18 protein-coding genes are annotated in these 19,933 nt (G+C 61.1%); 14 read left to right on the top strand and 4 right to left on the bottom strand.

Annotation, left to right across the window (positions count from 1 at the left end; translation table 11 throughout):
- The first annotated feature begins 9 nt into the window (after nucleotides 1–9).
- From ACP90_RS03150 to ACP90_RS03135, 4 genes are all read left to right on the top strand, one after another.
- Entirely contained in the window at nucleotides 10–1,038 is a 1,029-nt protein-coding gene (locus ACP90_RS03150; RefSeq protein WP_031270233.1) for an ABC transporter substrate-binding protein, read from the top strand.
- A gap of 236 nt (nucleotides 1,039–1,274) precedes the next feature.
- Complete coding sequence (locus tag ACP90_RS03145; RefSeq protein WP_055659662.1) at nucleotides 1,275–3,506, top strand: iron ABC transporter permease; 2,232 nt, start codon at nucleotides 1,275–1,277, stop codon at nucleotides 3,504–3,506.
- A complete protein-coding gene (locus ACP90_RS03140; protein WP_062486735.1) occupies nucleotides 3,503–4,564 on the top strand; it encodes an ABC transporter ATP-binding protein in 1,062 nt (353 codons plus the stop codon). Before ACP90_RS03145 ends, ACP90_RS03140 begins: the two co-directional genes overlap by 4 nt.
- A gap of 1 nt (nucleotide 4,565) precedes the next feature.
- Nucleotides 4,566–5,405, top strand: a complete 840-nt coding sequence (locus ACP90_RS03135; protein WP_082809655.1) for an inositol monophosphatase family protein — start codon at nucleotides 4,566–4,568, stop codon at nucleotides 5,403–5,405.
- Between the two features lie 86 nt (nucleotides 5,406–5,491).
- Here the strand turns inward: ACP90_RS03135 and ACP90_RS03130 are convergent, their stop codons facing one another.
- Both ACP90_RS03130 and ACP90_RS03125 read right to left on the bottom strand, forming a co-directional pair.
- On the bottom strand, nucleotides 5,492–6,379 hold the full coding sequence (locus tag ACP90_RS03130; RefSeq protein WP_145915710.1) for a hypothetical protein: 888 nt from the start codon (nucleotides 6,377–6,379) through the stop codon (nucleotides 5,492–5,494).
- A 55-nt stretch (nucleotides 6,380–6,434) separates the two neighbouring features.
- The gene (locus ACP90_RS03125) at nucleotides 6,435–7,355 is read right to left on the bottom strand and encodes a helix-turn-helix domain-containing protein (RefSeq protein ID WP_062486732.1); all 921 of its coding nucleotides are present in this window, start codon (nucleotides 7,353–7,355) and stop codon (nucleotides 6,435–6,437) included.
- 96 nt (nucleotides 7,356–7,451) lie between these two features.
- On the opposite strand from ACP90_RS03125, the gene ACP90_RS03120 reads away from it, so the two are divergent.
- Nucleotides 7,452–8,291 carry an MBL fold metallo-hydrolase gene (locus ACP90_RS03120; RefSeq protein WP_208993441.1) on the top strand — a complete coding sequence of 280 codons (840 nt, stop codon included), beginning with the start codon at nucleotides 7,452–7,454 and terminating at the stop codon, nucleotides 8,289–8,291.
- A gap of 133 nt (nucleotides 8,292–8,424) precedes the next feature.
- Here ACP90_RS03120 and ACP90_RS03115 read toward each other — a convergent pair whose 3' ends face one another.
- Nucleotides 8,425–9,432, bottom strand: coding sequence for a Gfo/Idh/MocA family oxidoreductase (locus ACP90_RS03115; protein ID WP_062486729.1), 1,008 nt, complete (start codon nucleotides 9,430–9,432; stop codon nucleotides 8,425–8,427).
- A 264-nt stretch (nucleotides 9,433–9,696) separates the two neighbouring features.
- Nucleotides 9,697–10,605: a polyphosphate kinase 2 gene (gene ppk2 / locus ACP90_RS03110; protein WP_055659675.1), complete on the bottom strand. Its 909-nt coding sequence runs from the start codon at nucleotides 10,603–10,605 to the stop codon at nucleotides 9,697–9,699.
- A gap of 222 nt (nucleotides 10,606–10,827) precedes the next feature.
- Between ppk2 and ACP90_RS03105 the strand changes: the two genes are divergently transcribed.
- From ACP90_RS03105 to ACP90_RS03065, 9 genes are all read left to right on the top strand, one after another.
- Nucleotides 10,828–11,469 (top strand): TetR/AcrR family transcriptional regulator, encoded by a 642-nt coding sequence (locus ACP90_RS03105; RefSeq protein WP_062486727.1) that lies wholly within the window; start codon nucleotides 10,828–10,830, stop codon nucleotides 11,467–11,469.
- 75 nt (nucleotides 11,470–11,544) lie between these two features.
- Nucleotides 11,545–13,152 carry a carboxyl transferase domain-containing protein gene (locus tag ACP90_RS03100; protein WP_062486725.1) on the top strand — a complete coding sequence of 536 codons (1,608 nt, stop codon included), beginning with the start codon at nucleotides 11,545–11,547 and terminating at the stop codon, nucleotides 13,150–13,152.
- Between the two features lie 4 nt (nucleotides 13,153–13,156).
- Nucleotides 13,157–13,582, top strand: coding sequence for an ASCH domain-containing protein (locus tag ACP90_RS03095; protein ID WP_023002915.1), 426 nt, complete (start codon nucleotides 13,157–13,159; stop codon nucleotides 13,580–13,582).
- Nucleotides 13,579–14,100 carry an O-acetyl-ADP-ribose deacetylase gene (locus ACP90_RS03090; protein WP_062486723.1) on the top strand — a complete coding sequence of 174 codons (522 nt, stop codon included), beginning with the start codon at nucleotides 13,579–13,581 and terminating at the stop codon, nucleotides 14,098–14,100. The genes ACP90_RS03095 and ACP90_RS03090 overlap by 4 nt, the downstream gene beginning before the upstream one ends.
- A complete protein-coding gene (locus tag ACP90_RS03085) occupies nucleotides 14,090–14,419 on the top strand; it encodes a hypothetical protein (protein ID WP_023002913.1) in 330 nt (109 codons plus the stop codon). The genes ACP90_RS03090 and ACP90_RS03085 overlap by 11 nt, the downstream gene beginning before the upstream one ends.
- A gap of 3 nt (nucleotides 14,420–14,422) precedes the next feature.
- Nucleotides 14,423–16,417 (top strand): acetyl/propionyl/methylcrotonyl-CoA carboxylase subunit alpha, encoded by a 1,995-nt coding sequence (locus ACP90_RS03080; RefSeq protein WP_062486721.1) that lies wholly within the window; start codon nucleotides 14,423–14,425, stop codon nucleotides 16,415–16,417.
- Entirely contained in the window at nucleotides 16,404–18,035 is a 1,632-nt protein-coding gene (locus ACP90_RS03075) for an acyl-CoA synthetase (RefSeq protein ID WP_062486719.1), read from the top strand. The genes ACP90_RS03080 and ACP90_RS03075 overlap by 14 nt, the downstream gene beginning before the upstream one ends.
- 117 nt (nucleotides 18,036–18,152) lie before the next feature.
- Nucleotides 18,153–19,013: a hydroxymethylglutaryl-CoA lyase gene (locus ACP90_RS03070; protein ID WP_023002910.1), complete on the top strand. Its 861-nt coding sequence runs from the start codon at nucleotides 18,153–18,155 to the stop codon at nucleotides 19,011–19,013.
- Complete coding sequence (locus ACP90_RS03065) at nucleotides 19,010–19,798, top strand: crotonase/enoyl-CoA hydratase family protein (protein WP_062486717.1); 789 nt, start codon at nucleotides 19,010–19,012, stop codon at nucleotides 19,796–19,798. The genes ACP90_RS03070 and ACP90_RS03065 overlap by 4 nt, the downstream gene beginning before the upstream one ends.
- Nucleotides 19,799–19,933 lie beyond the last annotated feature (135 nt).

Raw genomic sequence — 19,933 nt, 5'->3', positions numbered from 1 at the left:
GAGGAAACCATGTCTTTGAAATCACTTTCCGTCGCACTGCTTGCAACGGCAGCAACCTACTCGGTTGCTCCGGCCATGGCAGCGGGCGACCTCAATGTCATCTGTTCGGCGGATGTCGTGATCTGTGAACAGCTGCAGGGCGACTTCGAAGCCAAGCATGACATCAAGGTCAACATGGTGCGCCTGTCGTCAGGCGAAAGCTACGCAAAGATCCGCGCCGAATCCCGCAATCCGAAGACCGATATCTGGTGGGGCGGCACCGGCGACCCGCATCTTCAGGCAGCTTCTGAAAACCTGACCCAGGAATACAAGTCGGAAAAGCTCGCAGATCTTCATGAGTGGGCTCAGAAGCAGGCGGAAAGCTCCGGCTTCAAGACCGTTGGCGTCTATGCCGGCGCTCTCGGCTGGGGTTACAACACCGAAATCTTCAAGGACAAGGGCCTTGCCGAACCCGCCTGCTGGGCAGACCTCCTGAAACCTGAGCTGAAAGCTGAAATCCAGGTCGCTAACCCGAATTCTTCCGGCACCGCCTATACAGCGCTTGCTTCCCTGGTTCAGATCATGGGCGAAGATGAGGCCTTCGACTATCTGAAGGAACTCAACAACAACGTGTCCCAGTACACCAAGTCGGGTTCTGCACCGGTGAAGGCCGCGGCACGCGGCGAAACCGGCCTCGGTATCGTCTTCATGCATGACGCCATTGCACAGGCTGCTTCCGGCTTCCCGGTCAAGGCAATCGCACCGTGCGAAGGTACCGGTTATGAAATCGGCTCCATGTCCATCGTCAAGGGTGCCCGCAACCTCGACAATGCGAAGGTCTGGTACGATTGGGCCCTGTCTCCGGAAGTTCAGTCCCGTATGAAAGAGGCAAAGTCCTTCCAGCTGCCGTCCAACAAGGCTGCCGAAGTTCCGCCGGAAGCACCGAAGTTCGAAGACATCAAGCTGATCGACTACGACTTCACCACCTACGGCAACCCGGATACCCGCAAGAGCCTCCTGGAGCGTTGGGACCGTGAGATTGGCGCTATCGCCAACTGACCCCAACACCCGAAGAAGTCCGCACACGGCTGCCTAATAGCCGGGTGCGGGCTTCGCCCGGACAGTCTGCGCAGCAAGGTGGACGTACGTTCGCTAAAAGCTGCCGCCACAAGCATCTGCACATCGATGGCAATGCCGCGGCACGTCCGCACTTCCGGCCGGCTTCGCCAGCGCATCGCAACAGGCATGCGGCGGGGCACGTCCGTTATTGAAAAACCATAAATACAGGGGTGGCCATGCTGAGTGGCAACAAACGGCTGAACGCTCTACTCGGGCTGGGGATCGGCGCCTTTCTGATCGTACCCTGGTACAGGGTCGAACGCGGCTTCTTTTCCTTTGAGTGGCCATCGGACTTTCCGTTCTCATCCGATCTCGCGCCCGGTCTTCTGCAGATCTTCGCGGAAGGTCGCGTGTGGCTTGTGCTGGCACTGGCCCTCTTCCTGATCGGCGGCAGCGCGCGCTTCATGGCGGACGCCAACAAGCGCGGCCGATTGCTCGTCGTCACCGGCACCATCGGCATTCTGTACATGGCGCTTCAGGGCCTTGCGATCAGCTTCACCGGCTGGGCCTGGACCTTTCCCGAAACCGCCTTCGGAGCCTTGCCGCTTGGCCAGCCCGCCATGGGGGCAGGTGCCATCCTCACCTCGCTGATCTTCGTTCTCTTCATAGCCTTCGGTCTTGCCGAGCGGGGCTTCATGAAGGGCGATGCCTTTGTCGTCGGATCGATCTCCATCCTGATCTTCCTGGTGACGGTATTCATCTTCTATCCCATTGGCTCGATGTTCGCCGGCTCGGTGCAGGATTTCGACGGATCGTTCAAGCCGGACGGCTTCATCCGCAACATGCAGGATCCCGCGATCTGGAGCCTTGACTGTGTCATCGGCGGCAATCGCTGCGGCGTCGCATGGCGCACGCTGTTCCTTGCGGTGATGACCGGCCTCGGCTCGACCATCCTCGGCCTCGCCTTCGCATTGGTCGCCACACGCACGCGCTTTCCCTTCAAGAAGGGCCTGCGGCTTCTGACCGTCCTGCCGATCATCACCCCGCCCTTCGTGATCGGCCTGGCACTCACCTTGTTGTTCGGCCGCTCCGGCGTTGTTACCGAAGCGCTCGACACGCTGTTCGGCATCGAACCAAGCCGTTGGCTCTATGGGCTGACGGGCATCTGGATTGCGCAGGTCCTGTCCTTCACGCCAATCTCCTTCCTCGTCCTGATCGGTGTTGTCGAAGGTGTCAGCCCATCGATGGAAGAAGCCTCGCAAACGCTGCGGGCTGATCGCTGGCGCACGTTCTGGCGCGTCTCGTTGCCCTTGATGAAACCCGGCCTTGCCAACGCTTTCCTGATCGGCTTCATCGAAAGCATGGCCGATTTCGGCAATCCGCTGGTGCTTGGCGGCAGCCATGGCGTGCTCTCGACCGAAATCTTCTTTGCCGTCGTCGGCTCGCAGGTCGACCCGTCCCGCGCCGCCGTGCTCGCGATCATCCTGCTCAGCTTCACACTGACCGCCTTCCTTGCGCAGCGTCTATGGCTGTCGGGCAAGAACTTCGCAACCGTCACCGGCAAGGGCGACAGCGGTGCCCATGCGGGCCTGCCGAAGAGCCTCTCCGTCACCGTCTATGGCATCGTTCTTCCCTGGATGGGCTTCACCATCGTCGTCTACGGCATGATCCTGTTCGGCGGCTTCGTGAAGACCTGGGGTCTCGACAATTCCCTGACGCTGGAACACTACGCCAGGGCGTTCTCGGTCACCTTCCAGGATGGCGCTCTCGTGTGGACCGGCGTTGCCTGGAACTCCTTCTGGACGACCATGGAAATCGCCCTGATCTCCGCCCCCCTGACGGCGGCAGTCGGCCTGCTGACGGCCTATATCATCGTGCGGCAGAAATTCGCCGGCAAGAACGCCTTCGAATTTGCCCTCATGATGAGCTTCGCCATTCCCGGCACCGTCATCGGCATCAGCTACATCATGGCCTTCAACCTGCCGCCCATCGAGATGACCGGCTCGGCCCTGATCCTGGTTGCCTGCTTTGTCTTCCGGAACATGCCCGTTGGCGTGCGCGGCGGCATTGCCGCCATGAGCCAGCTCGACAAGAGCCTGGACGAAGCTTCGCTGACGCTTCGGGCCAACAGCGCCCGGACCCTGCGCAAGGTGATCCTGCCGCTGTTGCGGCCGGCCATCACCGCTGCGCTGGTCTATTCCTTCGTCCGGGCAATCACATCCATCAGTGCGGTCATCTTCCTGGTCAGCGCGGAATACAACATGGCGACCTCCTACATCGTCGGCCTCGTCGAAAACGGCGAATACGGCATCGCCATCGCCTATTCCTCCATGCTGATCTTCGTGATGATCACGGTCATTGCGGGCTTCCAGCTGCTGGTCGGCGAACGCCGCCTGCGCCGGGAAAACCGCGTCTCCGGCATGGCCAAATCCAATAAAATCCGTATCGCGCAGGAGAAAACTGCATGACTGACCTCAAACCCGGCTCCGTCGTTTTTGAAAACGTCCGCAAGGACTTCGGCACCTTCACCGCCATTCCGGACCTGTCGATCACCATCGAACCCGGCACTCTGGTGACCCTGCTCGGCCCCTCCGGCTGCGGCAAGACGACCACCTTGCGCATGCTGGCAGGTCTCGAACACCCGAGCGCGGGCAGGATCCTGATCGGTGGACGGGACGTGACCATGGTTCCGGCACATGAACGCGACGTCTCCATGGTGTTCCAGTCCTATGCCCTTTTCCCGCACATGAACGCGCTCGACAATGTTGCCTACGGCCTGGAATCCTCCGGGTACAAAAAACGCGAAGCGCGCGAGCGGGCGGAAGAAGGCCTTGCCCAGGTCGGTCTTGGCGGCATGGGTCACCGCCTGCCGGCAGAGCTTTCCGGTGGTCAGCAGCAGCGCGTCGCGGTCGCTCGTGCTCTGGTGCTGAACCCACAGGTGCTTCTGCTGGACGAACCCCTGTCCAACCTTGATGCCCGGCTGCGCCGGCGCGTCAGGACGGAAATCCGCGAGCTGCAGCAGCGGCTCGGTTTCACCGCCGTCTACGTCACCCACGACCAGGACGAAGCACTTGCGGTGTCCGACCGTATCGTGGTCATGAAAGACGGCAAGATCGCCCAGGAGGGCGCTCCGCGTGAACTCTACGAAGAACCCGTTTCAGAGTTCATCGCAGACTTCATGGGCGAGGCGAATGTCGTAACTTGCGAAGTCGTCGGGCGTGAAGGCGACGAAACACTGATCGATGTCGGTGGCCTGCAGCACCGGCTGCGCGCCCGCCAGACCGCCAACGGCAAGGCCAAGCTGGCGGTACGCCCCGGCTCGGTCGTGCTGAACCCGGAAGGCGCTTCCGGCTTTGGCGGAGAGATCCTGAGCGCGGCCTATCTCGGCGATCACGTCGAATACGAGATCGAGACCCAGGTCGGAAACTTCTTCGTCATCGATCATTCGGTCGAAAGGTCGTTTGCCCCCCACACCGCCGTTTCCCTCGGCTTCCGCAACCGCGGCCTCGCCCTGATCGAGGCATGAGATGACACTGGTTACTGAAGACATGTCCCCATCGACCGATGCGCTGACAGCAAGGTTCGCCGCAGCTCGGGAAATCGCCGAAGAAGCCGGTTCCCTGGCACTGGACTATTTTCGGCGGCGCAAGGACCTCACCATAGAGATCAAGGGCGGCCTGCAGGATGTCGTTTCGATCGCCGACAAGAACGTTGAAACCCTCATCCGCGACAGGCTGCACACCTCGTTTCCCGAAGACGGCATCCTGGGTGAGGAACACGGCGTCGAACAGGGCAGCAGCGGGTTCACCTGGGTGGTTGACCCGATCGACGGTACATCCGCCTTCGTTCACGGTCTGCCGAGCTGGTGTGTTTCCATCGCCCTTCTCAACGGCACGGATCTGGTCATGGGTGTTATCCGCGTGCCTTGCGACGACGAGAGCTTCGCAGCCGTCAAGGGCGGCGGTGCAACGCTTAACGGCGAACCCCTCCGGCTTGATTCATCCAGGACCCTGCAAAACAGCCTGACCGGGATCGGCGCCAACCACGCCGTACCGGCGGAAATGATCGGCGCGCTTATCGCCGGTCTGATGGCGCGTGGCGGCAACTATATCCGCACCGGATCGGGCGCGCAGATGCTGGCCTCCGTGGCCGCGGGCAGGCTCGCCGGTTTCTACGAACCGTCCATGCATGCCTGGGATTGCCTTGCCGGCTATTGCCTGGTCGCCGAAGCCGGCGGCAGCTACCGCCCGTTCCCGGTGGCGGGGGATGCCATCCTGGACGGTGGCCCGGTTCTCGCGGCCGGTCCGGGAACATTTGACGATCTGTCGGCTCTGGCAACGGAGTGCGAGCGTTTCCTGAAAAGCTGACGTTTCAGGGAAATCCTGCAAACATCTCCAAAGGCGTGTCTCGGAAGAGGTACGCCTTCTTTTCATTCAGGACCTTTTGAACGCCCTCAAAACATCACGCGCAGCAATTTTCCGGTCGTTTTTTCAAACTCGAGCCATTCCGGGCGAACTTCTGTCAGAACATCGATTTCCGCCCAACCACAGCCTGAAAGCGGAACGCAGACGGCTCGGCGCCCGGGGCTGTCCGTTTGCTCATCCGCATTCAGCAGCAAGAACTTCAGGCCGAGTGCATCCGTTGCCGCAGCCGTCTTGTCCGCAGACAGGTAAAGCGGCGCAGCGGGGTTTGCCGCTATCATGTAATCAGGCTTCGCCTCTACTTCCGGCGGCCCGAAGCCGACAAGATAGCGAGTGGCGTTTTCGAAGATACGGACATCCTTGCGTTCCAGGTCTTCTGCAATACGCTCGATGGCGTTGAGCGCGGCCCAATCGCAATTGCCGCCACACTCTTCTCCACTGGCGCGGGCAAACTCCGGCACATCCCGGTTTATTGCCGCCAGCAGTTCTGCAGACGTCCGAGGCAGACCAAAGGCAGCAAGATGCTGTGCGGCGTCTTCACGTGTCTGGTTTGCACCTATTGCGGAAAAGCTCTCCAGAATGGCCATCCGCTGCAGCAATTCAGAAGAAATCCGACCGTCATGAAGAAAACTCCCGGCGGTGTTTCCCTCTGCATCAAAGACCAGGACCCGATCGACAGCCAGAACGATGTTGCCACCTTTCGGAAAAGGCAGACGGTCGCCGTTTGCCAAGATCAAACGTCTTTGACCGTCGCCCTCTGACAGCTTCATCTGGAGACCGCCGAACTCGACCGCACCCGTGATGGGGGAAGGCAACGTGTCCGCAGCGGCGCCTCCCGCGAGAAGGCAGGGGCCCACCACGGCCAGAAGTCCCAAAGTTCTTGCGAAGATACCTATCGCGTGTCCCTCTCTCATATTCATATGCGCTCGCCGGCAGCGGGAAAGGTCGCACCAACAAGAGGGTCGATCAAGCCGGTTACCCTGCCATATCTGACTGCCGTCGATACTGCTCGCGGAACGCGCCCGGCGTCAGACCGGAAAGGCGTGAAAACAGGCGAACGAAGGATGGCGGGTCGTTGTAGCCGACGGCAAAGCAGATATCCGAGACGGGCCGATCCGTTTCGATCAGGAGATCCCTGGCACGTTCAATGCGAAGCTCCTGGAGATACTGTTTCGGGGCAAGTCCCGTTGCCATCTTGAAGCGCCTTTGAAAGGTCCGCGCCGGCAGCCCGCTGGTGCGCACCATATCGGCAACGCTCACGTCGTCACCCGACCGGGTTTCCAGGAAATGCTGCACTTTCAAGATGGAAGCATCGCCGTGCCGAAGTTCAGGCAGGAAGCGCCTGAACCGGCGCTGGTCTCGGCGGCGAAAGTCGACAATGAAATGCCGCGCCGTGTCAACAGCGACCGGGTACCCCAGAAACCGCTCGATGAGCGCCAGCGCAAGATCGACCCAGGCCATGAGGCCTCCGGCCGTGATCAGGTCGGAATATTCGATCAGCAGCCTGTCCGTATCGAGCCTGAGGTCCGGATAGGTTGCTGACAAACGCTGTTCCAGTCCCCAATGGGTGGTAACCTTGCGCCTCTCCGCCAGACCGGCCGCCGCAACGAACGTCAGCCCGGTACAAGCCGAACAGACAACAGCGCCGCGACCGTGCAAATGCTGCAGAAAAGCAGGAAGAGCCGGAACCTCTTCCAGACGCACCGTTCCTGCCGAGGGCGGCAGGACTACCGCGTCATATCGGTCCACTGCCGCAGAAAAATCTTCCAACAGATCCAGTTTCATCCCGGTATCGCTGATCCGCGCCGCATGGCCCAGAATATCCTGGAGCCCGTAGACAGCGGATTTCAGGGATCCCGGATAAGCGAGAATGGCGATCGACAGCGATTGATCCATTTGGCTGATTTAGCACATTCTTTGTCATTTGCGCCAATCGCCCCGAAAGATGCTCGAAGCTAGGTTTCTCCAAAGTACAAACACATGGAGACCCCTATGCTCGACACTCTCGATAAATCTGCATCCCGTCTTGCACGAGGCAACCTGACCGTCACGGCCCTGTCGGACGGCTATCTCGATATTCCCGCAGCCTATTTTTCCAACGTGACACAGACCGAACAGGACGCCGTCAGCCCGAGCACACGCTTTGGCGCCAATACCTGGTTGATTGAGACCGGCACCCGCAAGATCCTGGTCGACGCCGGTTCGGGCGAATATCTGAAGGAACGATTTCCGGCCAGCGGCACGCTGACCTGGCAGGCTCCGGAAAAGACCGAAGAGCGCGCAGCGGTGACCGATATCGTCATTACCCACATGCATGCCGATCATATCGGCGGACTGTCACTGAACGGCGGCAGTCTCTTCCCGAATGCAGAGATCCACGTTCAGGCAGCCGAGTGGGATTTCTGGACCGACGAGGCCCTGCTGACCTCCGTACCGGAAGACAAACGGCCGCTGGTGGGTCTCATTCAGGCGCTTGCGAAACCGGTCGGCAATCAGCTGCGGCTTCATCGTGGCGATGCCGACATCGGCGATGGCATCACCCTGCTTTCAGCGCCCGGCCACACCCCTGGTCATCAGGCCTTGCACCTTTCTTCAGGCAACAAGGAAGCCATTCTGCTCGCGGATGTCGTGGTGTCCGATGCGCTGCAATTTGCCAATCCGGATGTCCGTTATGCGCTCGACAGCGACCCGGATCTGGCCGTAAAAACAAGAAGGGCTCTGTTCGACAGGCTGTCGGCAGACAGGATTCCCTTTGCCGCGACCCACCTGTCTACCGACAGGTTCGGATATCTGGAAACACGCGACAACGGTTTCGCTTTTGTGGAGATTTGAACACAAGGCGACTTTTCAACCACGCCAAGTCCTTTCGTGGTTGCGCAGGCCTTTCCGCCGCGGTCTCCTCAAAAAACAAGTCCCGGCTCGAGGCCGGGACCTGGCTTTGTGGCAGGCAGGGTGTGCGAACGGCTTAGCCGATACTGACCCAGCCATCCTTTTCGGCCGACGCGAAGATAGCGTCGAGGATCTTCATGTTCTGGACGGCGTCTTCCGCACCATAAGGCAGTGGCGCTTCACCGGTGATCGCCCGGCCAAACACATCCGCCAGTTCGGCATATTGATCGCAAGGCGCGATGATATCCGACTGCATCGCCGCATCGCCGAGCAGCGAACCGTCGTCAAGCCGGATCTGAACAGCTTCGCCCTGCGGCGCGTTGAACGGAATGACGATTTCCAGCCGCTTCTTCGTACCGACCAGATGAATGCGCTGATAAGGCGTCAGCTGGGTCGAGACGGTGAAGTTGAGATGCCGGTTGTTGCCGAAGTCGAGCAGGGCACTGGTCATGCGGTCGGTGCCGAAGGCGGGATCCCGGTCGATCAGCGAAACGACCCGCTGAGGTTCGGCATCGAAGAAATACCGGCCGGCCAGCATCGTGTAGCAACCGATGTCAAGCAGCGCACCCCCGCCGATATCCGCCTTGTTGCGGATGTTGCCCGGGTCATCGTTGTAGTAGCTGAAGAAGGTCTGGATCGCCTTCAGCTCCCCCAGATCGCCGGACCGCACGATCTCGCGCGCCTTGATCCATTGCGGGTGCGCCCGAACCATGAAGCCTTCGGCAACCAGCTTGTCCTTCGGCAGGTCCAGAAGCTGTTTTGCCTCGTCGGCATTCAGCGCGACCGGCTTTTCGCAAAGCACGTGCTTGCCCGCGTTCACCGCCTGGATCGTCACGGGCACATGCATATGGTTGGGCAGCGGATTGTAGATCGCGTCGATCTCCGGATCTGCGAGCAGCTCCTCGTATGATCCGTAGGCCTTCTCGATGCCGAGACCCCTCGCTGCTTCCTTTGCCCGGTCGAGATCTCGCGAAGCAATCGCATAGGCGGTGCCGGTCTTCGACCGCTGGATGCCCGGAATGACCTTATCAAGACCGATTTTCGCGGTCGAAACGATCCCCCACCTGATAGTCTTTTCCGTCATGCCGGCATCCTTCCCATGATTTTGAGGTACGCACGCCAGATGACATAAAACGATTTAACTCTGCAAGGGCAGAAAGGCCGGAGAAAGGCCTGCTCGCTGGTGAAAAGCTGATTTGAAACCGGCCTCATCGGCTGGACGCAGGCAGCAGTCACACCAAACTCGCCCCCCCGGACAAGCGTAGCGGAGATCCGGGGAGACATCGAAGGTCTTTCACCGCGATTTCACATAGCAGCGCCGCGCCCGTGAAGGGAGCATTGTCCCGGCTCAGAATTTCTCCGGCACGTAGAGATGTTCCGGCAGGACTTTTCGCTCATAATCGGAATTGTAGACCCGTTCCGGCAGCTTGATCGGGTCGTGCGGGATATCTTCGTAAGGGATCATCGACAGGAGGTGGCTGATGCAGTTGAGGCGCGCCTGCTTCTTGTCGTTGCCTTCCACGATGAACCAGGGTGCTTCGGGAATATTGGTCCGCTCGAAGGTTTCTTCCTTGGCCTTGGTGTAATCCTCCCAGCGCACGCGGGATTCCAGATCCATCGGCGACAGTTTCCACTGCTTCAGCGGATCGTGGATGCGCATCAGGAAGCGGAGCTGCTGTTCTTCATCCGTGATGGAGAACCAGTATTTGATCAGCCGCACACCGGAGCGCACGATCATGCGTTCGAATTCCGGTACATCGTGGAAGAACTCCTCCACCTGGCTATCGCTGGCAAAGCCCATGACGCGCTCGACGCCGGAGCGGTTGTACCAGGAGCGATCGAACAGCACCATTTCGCCGGCGGCCGGCAGATGCGGCACGTAGCGCTGGAAGTACCACTGGGTCTTTTCACGGTCGGTTGGTGCGGGCAGCGCCACCACACGGGCGACACGCGGATTGAGCCTTTGCGCGATGCGCTTGATGACCCCGCCCTTGCCGGCGGCGTCGCGCCCCTCGAAGATGATCACGATCTTCTCACCGGTATGCTGCACCCAGTCCTGCAGCTTCACCAGTTCGGCCTGCAGACGCAGCAACTCGTGGAAATAGGTGTTCCGGTCGATGGTCGACTTGTGCTTCTTCGCGGAGATGAAGGCGAGATCCTTGGCGACGAGAAAATCGTCGATCTCCATCTCCAGCTCTTCGTCCAGGCTGTCTGCCCATTCCGCTTCAACCCAGGTTTTTGCACTTTCTTCGGTCATCAATCGGTTCCTTTGAAATACATCCCGGAGGTACGCCCAGGTTCGTCAGCGCATTCAACCGGACGCAGAATGCCCAAGGACTGTGAACAGGTTATCCATGAAAGTTTTTTGACAGTCGCGCCTGTTCCCCTGTCATTCTTTCTAGCAGCAACGCTTTCGCACTCAAATTAGCCTTGCAAATGAACGAACGTTCATTTATTTTTTGCAGCAGGGAGAAACAAGATGGCAAGTGCAGCCGCAAGACCGCAAAGCCGATCCAGAACGGGCGCGAAAGGCCAGGAGACTGCCGCACGTGTGCGCAAGGCAGCCTTGAAACGCTTTGCCGCCAACGGTTATGCCGCTGTCTCCATGCGCGAAATCGCCGCCGATGTCGGCGTTCAGCCAGGCGCGCTCTACAACCATTTCCCGACCAAGCAGGACATCCTGAAGGACCTGATGCTCGCCCACATGGGCGAACTCCTTGCCGCTTGGGACGAAGCGGCTTTTCCGGCTGACATGGACCCGCTGGAGCGTTTTGTCCGCTTTCACATCCGCTATCACCTGGAACGGGCGGACGAGGTGTTCATTTCCTACATGGAACTGCGCAATCTCGAACCGGACAACTTCGACATCGTCGAAGCCGAGCGCCGTCGCTACGAGGGCATCCTGACGGGTATTCTGGAAACCGGCTCCGCTGAAGGCCGCTACAGCGTACGCGAACCGAGGGTCGCCACCCGCGCGATCATCGCCATGCTGACTGGCATTCCGAGCTGGTACCGCCCAGGCGGCCGCCTGTCGAAACTGGATATCGAAGAGATTTACCTGGACCTGGCGCGCAAGGCCGTTGCGCCGGGGAACCAACACATTCTGGCCCCTCAGGCGTGAAACCGGACGCGTGGGGAGCAAGCAACTGAACTCAATCGACCGTCCACAAGGTTGATCCAAGGGAGACCGGGTGACATGAGCATCCTGAAATCGAGCCTATCGCCGAGAAGCGAACAGTTTGCAGCAAACCGCGCCGCCCACGAAGCGGCCATGGACACCGTCAAGGCAGCAGCCCAGACAGCCCTGGACGGTGGTGGCGAGACCGCCCGACAGCGTCATGTGTCCCGCGGCAAGATCCTGCCGCGCGAACGCGTCTCCCGCCTGCTCGATCCCGGCTCACCCTTCCTGGAAGTCGGCATGCTGGCCGCCCACGAGATGTATGAGGGCGCGGCTCCCGCCGCCGGCATGATCGCGGGCATCGGCCGGGTTGAAGGCCGCGAGGTGATGATCCTCGCCAATGACGCGACCGTCAAAGGCGGCACCTATTATCCGATGTCGGTCAAGAAACACCTGCGCGCTCAGGAAATTGCCTCGGAAAACAATCTACCCTGTATCTATCTGGTCGACAGCGGCGGCGCCAACCTGCCCAACCAGGACGAGGTCTTCCCGGACCGCGACCACTTTGGCCGCATCTTCTTCAACCAGGCCAACATGTCGGCAAAAGGCATCGCCCAGATCGCGGTCGTCATGGGCTCCTGCACCGCGGGCGGCGCTTATGTGCCGGCCATGTCGGACGAGACCATCATCGTCAAGAACCAGGGCACCATCTTCCTGGCCGGTCCGCCTTTGGTGAAGGCCGCCACCGGCGAGGAAGTATCTGCGGAAGATCTCGGCGGCGGCGATGTTCACACACGCCTGTCCGGTGTTGCCGATCATCTGGCCCGCGACGATGCCCACGCACTCGCCCTCGCCCGCCGCGCCATCGCCAGCCTCAACCGCACCAAGACCCCATCCGTCGCGCTGCAGACCCCGGAAGACCCGCTCTACGATCCGGACGAAATCCTCGGTGTCGTTCCGGCCGATCTGAAAACGCCCTACGACATCCGCGAAGTGATCGCCCGCACCGTCGACGGATCGCGCTTCGATGAATTCAAGGCCCGCTACGGCACCACACTGGTCTGCGGCTTCGCCCATATCCATGGCATGCCGGTCGGCATCATCGCCAACAACGGCGTTCTGTTTTCCGAAAGCGCGGTGAAAGGGGCCCACTTCGTCGAGCTCTGCTCCCAGCGCAAGGTTCCGCTGGTGTTCCTGCAGAACATCACCGGCTTCATGGTCGGCCGCAAATATGAAAGCGGCGGCATTGCCAAGGACGGCGCCAAGCTGGTGACGGCGGTCGCCACCACCTCGGTCCCGAAGATCACCATGCTGGTGGGCGGCTCCTTCGGTGCCGGCAACTACGGCATGTGCGGCCGGGCCTATTCGCCGCGCTTCCTGTGGACCTGGCCCAATTCCCGCATTTCGGTCATGGGCGGCGAACAGGCCGCCGGCGTGCTTGCCACCGTCCGCCGCGACGGTATCGAGCGCAAGGGTGGCAGCTGGCCGGCGGATGAGGAAAAAACCTTCAAGCAACCGATCATCGATCAGTTCGAACAGCAGGGTCACCCGCTTTACGCGACTGCCCGGCTCTGGGACGATGGCATTGTCGACCCGCGCAAGACCCGGGACATTCTGGGCCTTTCCCTGTCGGCAGCCCTCAACGCCCCGATCGAAGACACGCGCTTCGGTCTCTTCAGGATGTGATCCGATGTCCATCGACGAGCTGAAAGCAAGATACCCCGGCGCCGAAACCTTCAAGTTCGGCGACAATGCGGACCTGTGTGCCCAGCTCATCGCCCTTGTCCGCGCCGGCAGGAAAACCGCTACATGCGGCGCCTTGCAGAGCTATGAGGACGGTGGTGAGGTCCTGCCCGTTCATGGACGGCGGGACATTGCACTGAACTGGGACGACACCCCCGCGCTGGTGATCGAAACACTGGAAGTGTCCGTCGTGCGCTTCTGCGATGTCGGGGAAGACTTCGCCCTGGCGGAAGGCGAGAATGATGACCTCGCCGGCTGGCGCAGGGACCATCAGGTCTTCTTTGAACGCAACGGTGGATTTGACCCGGAAATGGACCTTGTCTGCGAGCGTTTCAAGGTTGTTGAAGATCTGCAGCCGGAGCTCAAGCCGTGAGCAGGATCGAGACACACATCGGCGACATCACCCGGCTCGACGTGGATGCCATCGTCAACGCGGCCAACTCGTCGCTGCTCGGCGGCGGTGGTGTCGACGGGGCGATCCACCGTGCGGCAGGTCCGGAGCTCCTGGCCGAATGCAGGACGCTTAACGGCTGTGAAACAGGCGATGCAAAGATCACCAGTGGCTACCGCCTGCCCGCCCGCCACGTCATCCACACGGTCGGCCCCGTCTGGAAAGGCGGCACGTCGGGCGAAGCGGACCTTCTTGCCTCCTGTTATGAAACGAGCCTGCGTCTTGCGGCAGAAACCGGCTTCAGAAGCATAGCCTTCCCGGCCATTTCCACCGGCATTTACGGCTATCCGGCCGGCGGCGCCGCGTCGGTCGCGGTGGAAACTGTCAAACGGGTTCTGGAGGACCTGCCGGAAGTCGAAACCGTCACACTGGTTGCCTTCGACGAGGCAAGCCATGCCCATCTTCTGGCCGCACTCGGGAGGAAACCTCATGAAGGGTGAAGTCCGCTCGATGGTGGAATGCGGCCCGGATATCGAAGCAGCGTTCCGTGACCAGCATCCCGACATACAGCTGACGCAGCCCCTGACGGCCATCCTGGTTGCGCTCGACGAAGGCAATATCGACAAGGGTGACACCCTCTCCGTCGGCGGCCTGAAGGTGAGCGTGCTGGCAACCGGACGAAGCGCACTCCTTGCCGACGGAAGCCGGAACTCCATCACGGTGTTCAGCGAGCTGCCCATACAACATATGCCGGATCTTGCTCCGGACCGAACTGCCGATACCCCCGGCGCACTAGTCACTCCCTGGGAGGAGAACTGAGAAATGTTCAAGAAGATCCTCATTGCCAACCGCGGCGAGATTGCCTGCCGGGTGATGGCAACGGCCAAGAAGCTCGGCATCAAGACCGTTGCGGTCTATTCCGATGCGGACGCCAGGGCCAAGCACGTTGCCATGGCCGACGAGGCTTTCCGTATTGGACCGGCACCGGTCTCGAAAAGCTATCTGAAGGCTGACAAGATCATCGAAGCCTGCAAGCTGAGTGGCGCCGAAGCCGTGCATCCGGGCTACGGCTTTCTGTCGGAAAATCCGGATTTCGTCGACGTCCTCGACAGGGCCGGCATAGCCTTCATCGGCCCGAGCGCCTCTTCCATCCGCGCCATGGGCCTGAAGGATGCCGCCAAGGCGCTGATGGAAAAGGCCGGTGTGCCTGTGGTGCCTGGATATCATGGCGAGAACCAGGACGCGGACTTCCTGAAGGAACAGGCCGACCGGATCGGCTATCCGGTGTTGATCAAGGCGCGTGCCGGCGGTGGTGGCAAAGGCATGCGGCGTGTCGATGAACCGAAGGATTTTGCAGACGCCCTGAAAGGCGCGCAGCGCGAAGGCGAAGCCAGTTTTGGCGATGGCCGCGTGCTGATCGAGAAATACCTGACCAAGCCGCGCCATATCGAGATTCAGGTTTTCGGCGACAGCCACGGCAATGCCGTGCATCTGTTCGAGCGCGACTGCTCGCTGCAACGTCGCCACCAGAAGGTGATCGAGGAAGCCCCTGCCCCCGGCATGCCGGTAGAAATGCGCCGCGCCATGGGGGAAGCCGCCGTGACCGCGGCCAAGGCCATCGACTATTCCGGCGCCGGCACTATCGAGTTCATCGCCGACGTTTCCGAAGGTCTCAGGTCCGACCGGTTCTATTTCATGGAAATGAATACCCGGCTGCAGGTCGAGCATCCGGTTACCGAGCTCATCACCGGCGAAGACCTGGTCGAGTGGCAGCTTCGAGTGGCCTCCGGCGAAACCTTGCCAAAGCGCCAGGAAGATCTTTCCTTCAACGGCTGGGCCTTCGAAGCCCGGCTGTATGCGGAAGATGCGCCGAAGGGCTTCCTGCCCGCCATCGGCACGCTGGAGCATCTGGCCCTTCCGGAAGACAGTGCCCGGGTCGACAGCGGCGTGCGCTCCGGAGATGAAATCACCCCCTATTACGATCCGATGATCGCCAAGGTGATCGTCCACGGCCCGACCCGCCAGGCGGCACTTGGCAAGCTGCTGGCAAGCCTTGAGGCAACGGAAGTTGCCGGCTGCGTCACCAACGCCGGCTTTCTGGCGGCCCTGTGTCGCCATGAAGGTTTTGCCGCGGGCGATGTCGACACCGGCCTTATCGACCGGGATCTGACCCAGCTCATAGAAGAGCCCTCCATCCCGGTGGACGCCATTGCCCTTGCCGCTCTCACGGCGCTCGGCCTGACCAGGCCGGCAAGTGGCAACGATCCGTTCGACACGCTGGCCGGATGGCGGATCTGGAGTGCATCGCGCCAGTACGCACTGCTTGAAATTGCGGGCGAGCGCCGGGACGTCGAGGTCCACGCCCTCGGCCATCAGCGGTTCGCGGTCCAGCTGGAGGAAGGCTCACGCGAATATGCTCTGGTGAAGGTTGAAGGCGGTGCAATCACCTACGACTGTGACGGCCACCGTGCCCGGGCGGTCGTGGTGGAGGACCGCAAGGGACTGACGGTCTTCCTCGGCGGCCATGCCTTCCCGGTTGCCTTGCCGGACACGCTCAGCGCCGACGAGGAAGCCGGCGGCGCGGGCGATCAGCTGATTGCGCCGATGCCCGGCCTCGTGAAGGTTCTGAACGCCAAGGCAGGCGAAGCCGTGACGAAGGACCAGCCTCTGGTGATCCTGGAAGCCATGAAGATGGAACACACGCTGAAAGCCCCGCGGGACGGTGTCATTGGCGAGGTTCTTGTTGCCGAAGGCGAGCAGGTAACCGACGGCACCGTTCTTCTCGCGCTCGCGGAGGAAGCCGATGCTGCCGCATGACGCCACGAGTTATGACGACCTGTCAGGCAGGTTCCGATGGGAGATCCCTGACCGGTTCAACATCGGCGTTGCCATATGTGACGACTGGGCGGCACGCGAGCCGAACCGGGAGGCGCTGGTCTATACCGACGAGGACGGCAGCGCCACCAGCTACACCTATGGCGACCTGAGGCGGCTTTCCAATCAGCTTGCCAACCTGCTGACCGCCCGAGGCGTCCAGCCCGGCGACCGGATCGGCGTCCTGATGCCGCAAAGGCCCGAAACCGCCTTTTCCCATATTGCGGCCCTGAAACTCGGCGCGATCACCATTCCGCTTTTTACCCTGTTCGGGGAAGAAGCACTTGAGTATCGGCTGAAGGATTCCGGCGCGAAGGCGGTGATCACGGATGCAAGCGGCGCTGCCAAACTGGCGACCATCCGTGACCGGCTACCGGACCTGACGACCGTCCTTTGTGCGGATGAAGACGTCCCGGGGGCAGAAAGCCTCCATCATCACATGGCCGGACACGAAGGCTCCTTCCACCCCTTCGACACAGGCCCCGATGACCCGGCAATCATCATCTACACCTCCGGCACCACCGGACAGCCCAAGGGCGCCCTGCACGGCCACCGGGTGCTGCTCGGCCATCTGCCGGGCGTCGAGATGAGCCATGATCTTCTGGGCCAGCCGGGTGACAGGATCTGGACCCCGGCGGACTGGGCCTGGATCGGCGGCCTGCTCGACGTTCTGATGCCCGCGCTCTTCCTGGGTGTGCCCGTGGTAGCGTGCCGGTTCAGAAAGTTCACCGCTGAAGCAGCCTTCCAGCTGCTGCAGGACCAGAAAATCCGCAACACCTTCCTGCCGCCAACCGCGCTGAAGATGATGCGTCAGGTGGAAGCCCCGGAAAACCGCTGGCAATTCACCCTGCGCTCGGTTGCCTCCGGTGGCGAGACGCTCGGCGCTGAGCTGATAGACTGGGGCCGGCGCATATTCGGCCTGACGATCAACGAATTCTACGGCCAGACCGAGTGCAACATGATCGTTTCCAGTTGCGCCAGTCTGATGGAGGCGCGTCCCGGTATCATGGGCCGCCCTGTTCCGGGTCATGATGTCAGCGTCGTCAGCGACACGGGTGAGGAACTGCCTGCCGGATCACTCGGCAACATTGCCGTCAGACGTCCTGATCCTGTGATGTTCCTGACCTACTGGAACAACATGGAAGCGACGGAAAAGAAATTTGCGGGCGACTGGCTTTTGACCGGCGACACGGGCATCAAGGACGACACCGGGTGGATCCGCTTCGTTGGCCGGGATGACGACGTCATCACGTCATCAGGCTATCGCATCGGCCCGGGAGAGATCGAGGATTGCCTGATCAAGCACCCGGCGGTCGCCATGGCCGGTGTCGTCGGCAAGCCCGACAGCCAGCGCACGGAGATCGTCAAGGCGTACATCGTGTTGAAAAACGGCATTGAACCGACCGACAAACTTGCCGGGGAAATCGCCGACTTCGTCAAGACGCGCCTTGCAGCCCACGAGTATCCGCGCGAAGTCGCTTTTGTCGACGCCCTGCCCCTGACCACCACCGGCAAGGTCATCCGCCGTGAACTGCGCGCCCGTGCCGAGCAGGAAGAGTGATCGTGTCAAACACCGTTTAACGAATGCCTCCGCGATTTGCCTAGTGCCGTCCACGGACGAAGCGCAGCGAAGAACCGGCCTCACCTTTAGGCCTCACGAGAAGCTAGAGAAGAAAACATGTCTGAATTCGTCACCCTGTTTGAAATGGGCCCGCGCGACGGTCTGCAGAACGAGAAAACCTTTGTGCCGACGGCCCAGAAGATCGACCTCGTGGACCGGCTTTCTGCCTGCGGCTTCCGCAAGATCGAGGTAACCAGTTTCGTCAGTCCGAAATGGGTACCGCAGATGGCCGATGCCCAGGAAGTGATGGAAGGCATCTACCGGCATCCGTCAGTGACCTATGCGGTGCTGACACCCAATGTGAAGGGTTATACGGCCGCCAAGAAGGTGTCGGCGGATGAAGTCGCCATTTTCGGTTCGGCCTCGGAAGGCTTTTCCAGAAAGAACATCAATTGCTCGGTTGCCGAAAGCATCGAACGGTTCAAGCCGCTTCTGGAAAAGGCACACGAGGACGGCATCCCGGTTCGCGGCTATGTCTCTTGCGTAACCGACTGCCCCTACGACGGTGCAACACCACCGGAGAAGGTTGCGGAGGTCGCCAAAACGCTGTTCGATCTCGGCTGCTACGAGATTTCCCTCGGCGATACCATCGGCGCCGGAACGCCGGAGACCATCGGCCGGATGCTGGACGCCGTGCTGACCGCGATCCCTGCGGACAAGCTTGCCGGCCATTTTCATGACACCAAAGGCCGGGCGATCGAGAACATCGAGGTCAGCCTCGAAAAGGGCTTGCGCACCTTCGACAGTGCGGTCGGCGGTCTGGGCGGTTGCCCCTATGCACCGGGCGCCAAAGGCAATGTCGCAACCGAAGCCGTCCTCGACCTGATGACCCGCAAAGGCTTCGAGACCGGCATCGACCGGGCGAAGCTTGCTGAAATCGCCGACTTTGCCCGCACCCTCAGGAGTGTTGACGCATGAGCTTCGAGACAATCTCCCTTGCTGTTGACGACCGGGGCGTCGCAACGCTGACACTCAACCGCCCGGACAAGCACAATTCGCTTTCCGCCACGATGATCGCCGAACTGACGGAAGTTGCCTCGCAATTGGCGGAGGACGACACTGTCCGTGTCGTTATCCTGACGGGTGCCGGTGCCAGCTTCTGCGCGGGCGGCGACCTTGGATGGATGCGCGAGCAGTTCGAAGCTGACCGCGAAACCCGCATGACTGAAGCGCGCAAGCTTGCCATGATGCTGCAGAGCCTCAACGAATTGTCGAAGCCACTGATAGGCCGTGTGCAGGGCCAGGCCTTTGGCGGCGGCATCGGCATGATGAGCGTCTGCGACACCGTGATTGCCGTCGACAGCGCCAAATTCGGCCTGACGGAAGTACGTCTCGGCCTCATCCCGGCAACCATCAGCCCCTATGTGCTGGCCCGCATGGGCGAAGGCAAGGCACGCCGGGTATTCATGTCCGCCCGCCTGTTCGGCGCGGAAGAGGCCCGGGATCTCGATCTTGTGGCGAAGGTCGTGAGCGAGGCGGACCTCGATGCGGCGATCGAAAAGGAAATCAAACCGTATCTCTCCGCTGCCCCCGCTGCCGTAGCCGCCTCCAAGGCGCTGGCCCGCAGCCTTGGCCCGGAAATCACCGAAGAAATCATCGACGACACCATCCGCCGTCTCGCCGAGACCTGGGAAACTCCCGAAGCCCAGGAAGGCATCTCCGCATTCTTCGAAAAGCGAAAGGCGAACTGGGTCGGTTCATAGTTTGCAGCGGCTGATGCCAGCACCGGGTCTTCGGCAGATCGCCCCTCCTTCCGTCGGCGCCCCCACACGCCCTCATGCTGAGGAGGACCGTCAGGTCCGTCTCGAAGCATGTGCCAGAAACTCCTGCGCGTGCCG

The sequence above is a fragment of the Labrenzia sp. CP4 genome (assembly GCF_001579905.1).
In the GTDB taxonomy this organism is placed as follows: Bacteria; Pseudomonadota; Alphaproteobacteria; order Rhizobiales; family Stappiaceae; genus Roseibium; species Roseibium algicola.
This window is presented reverse-complemented; position numbering and strand designations above follow the sequence as displayed.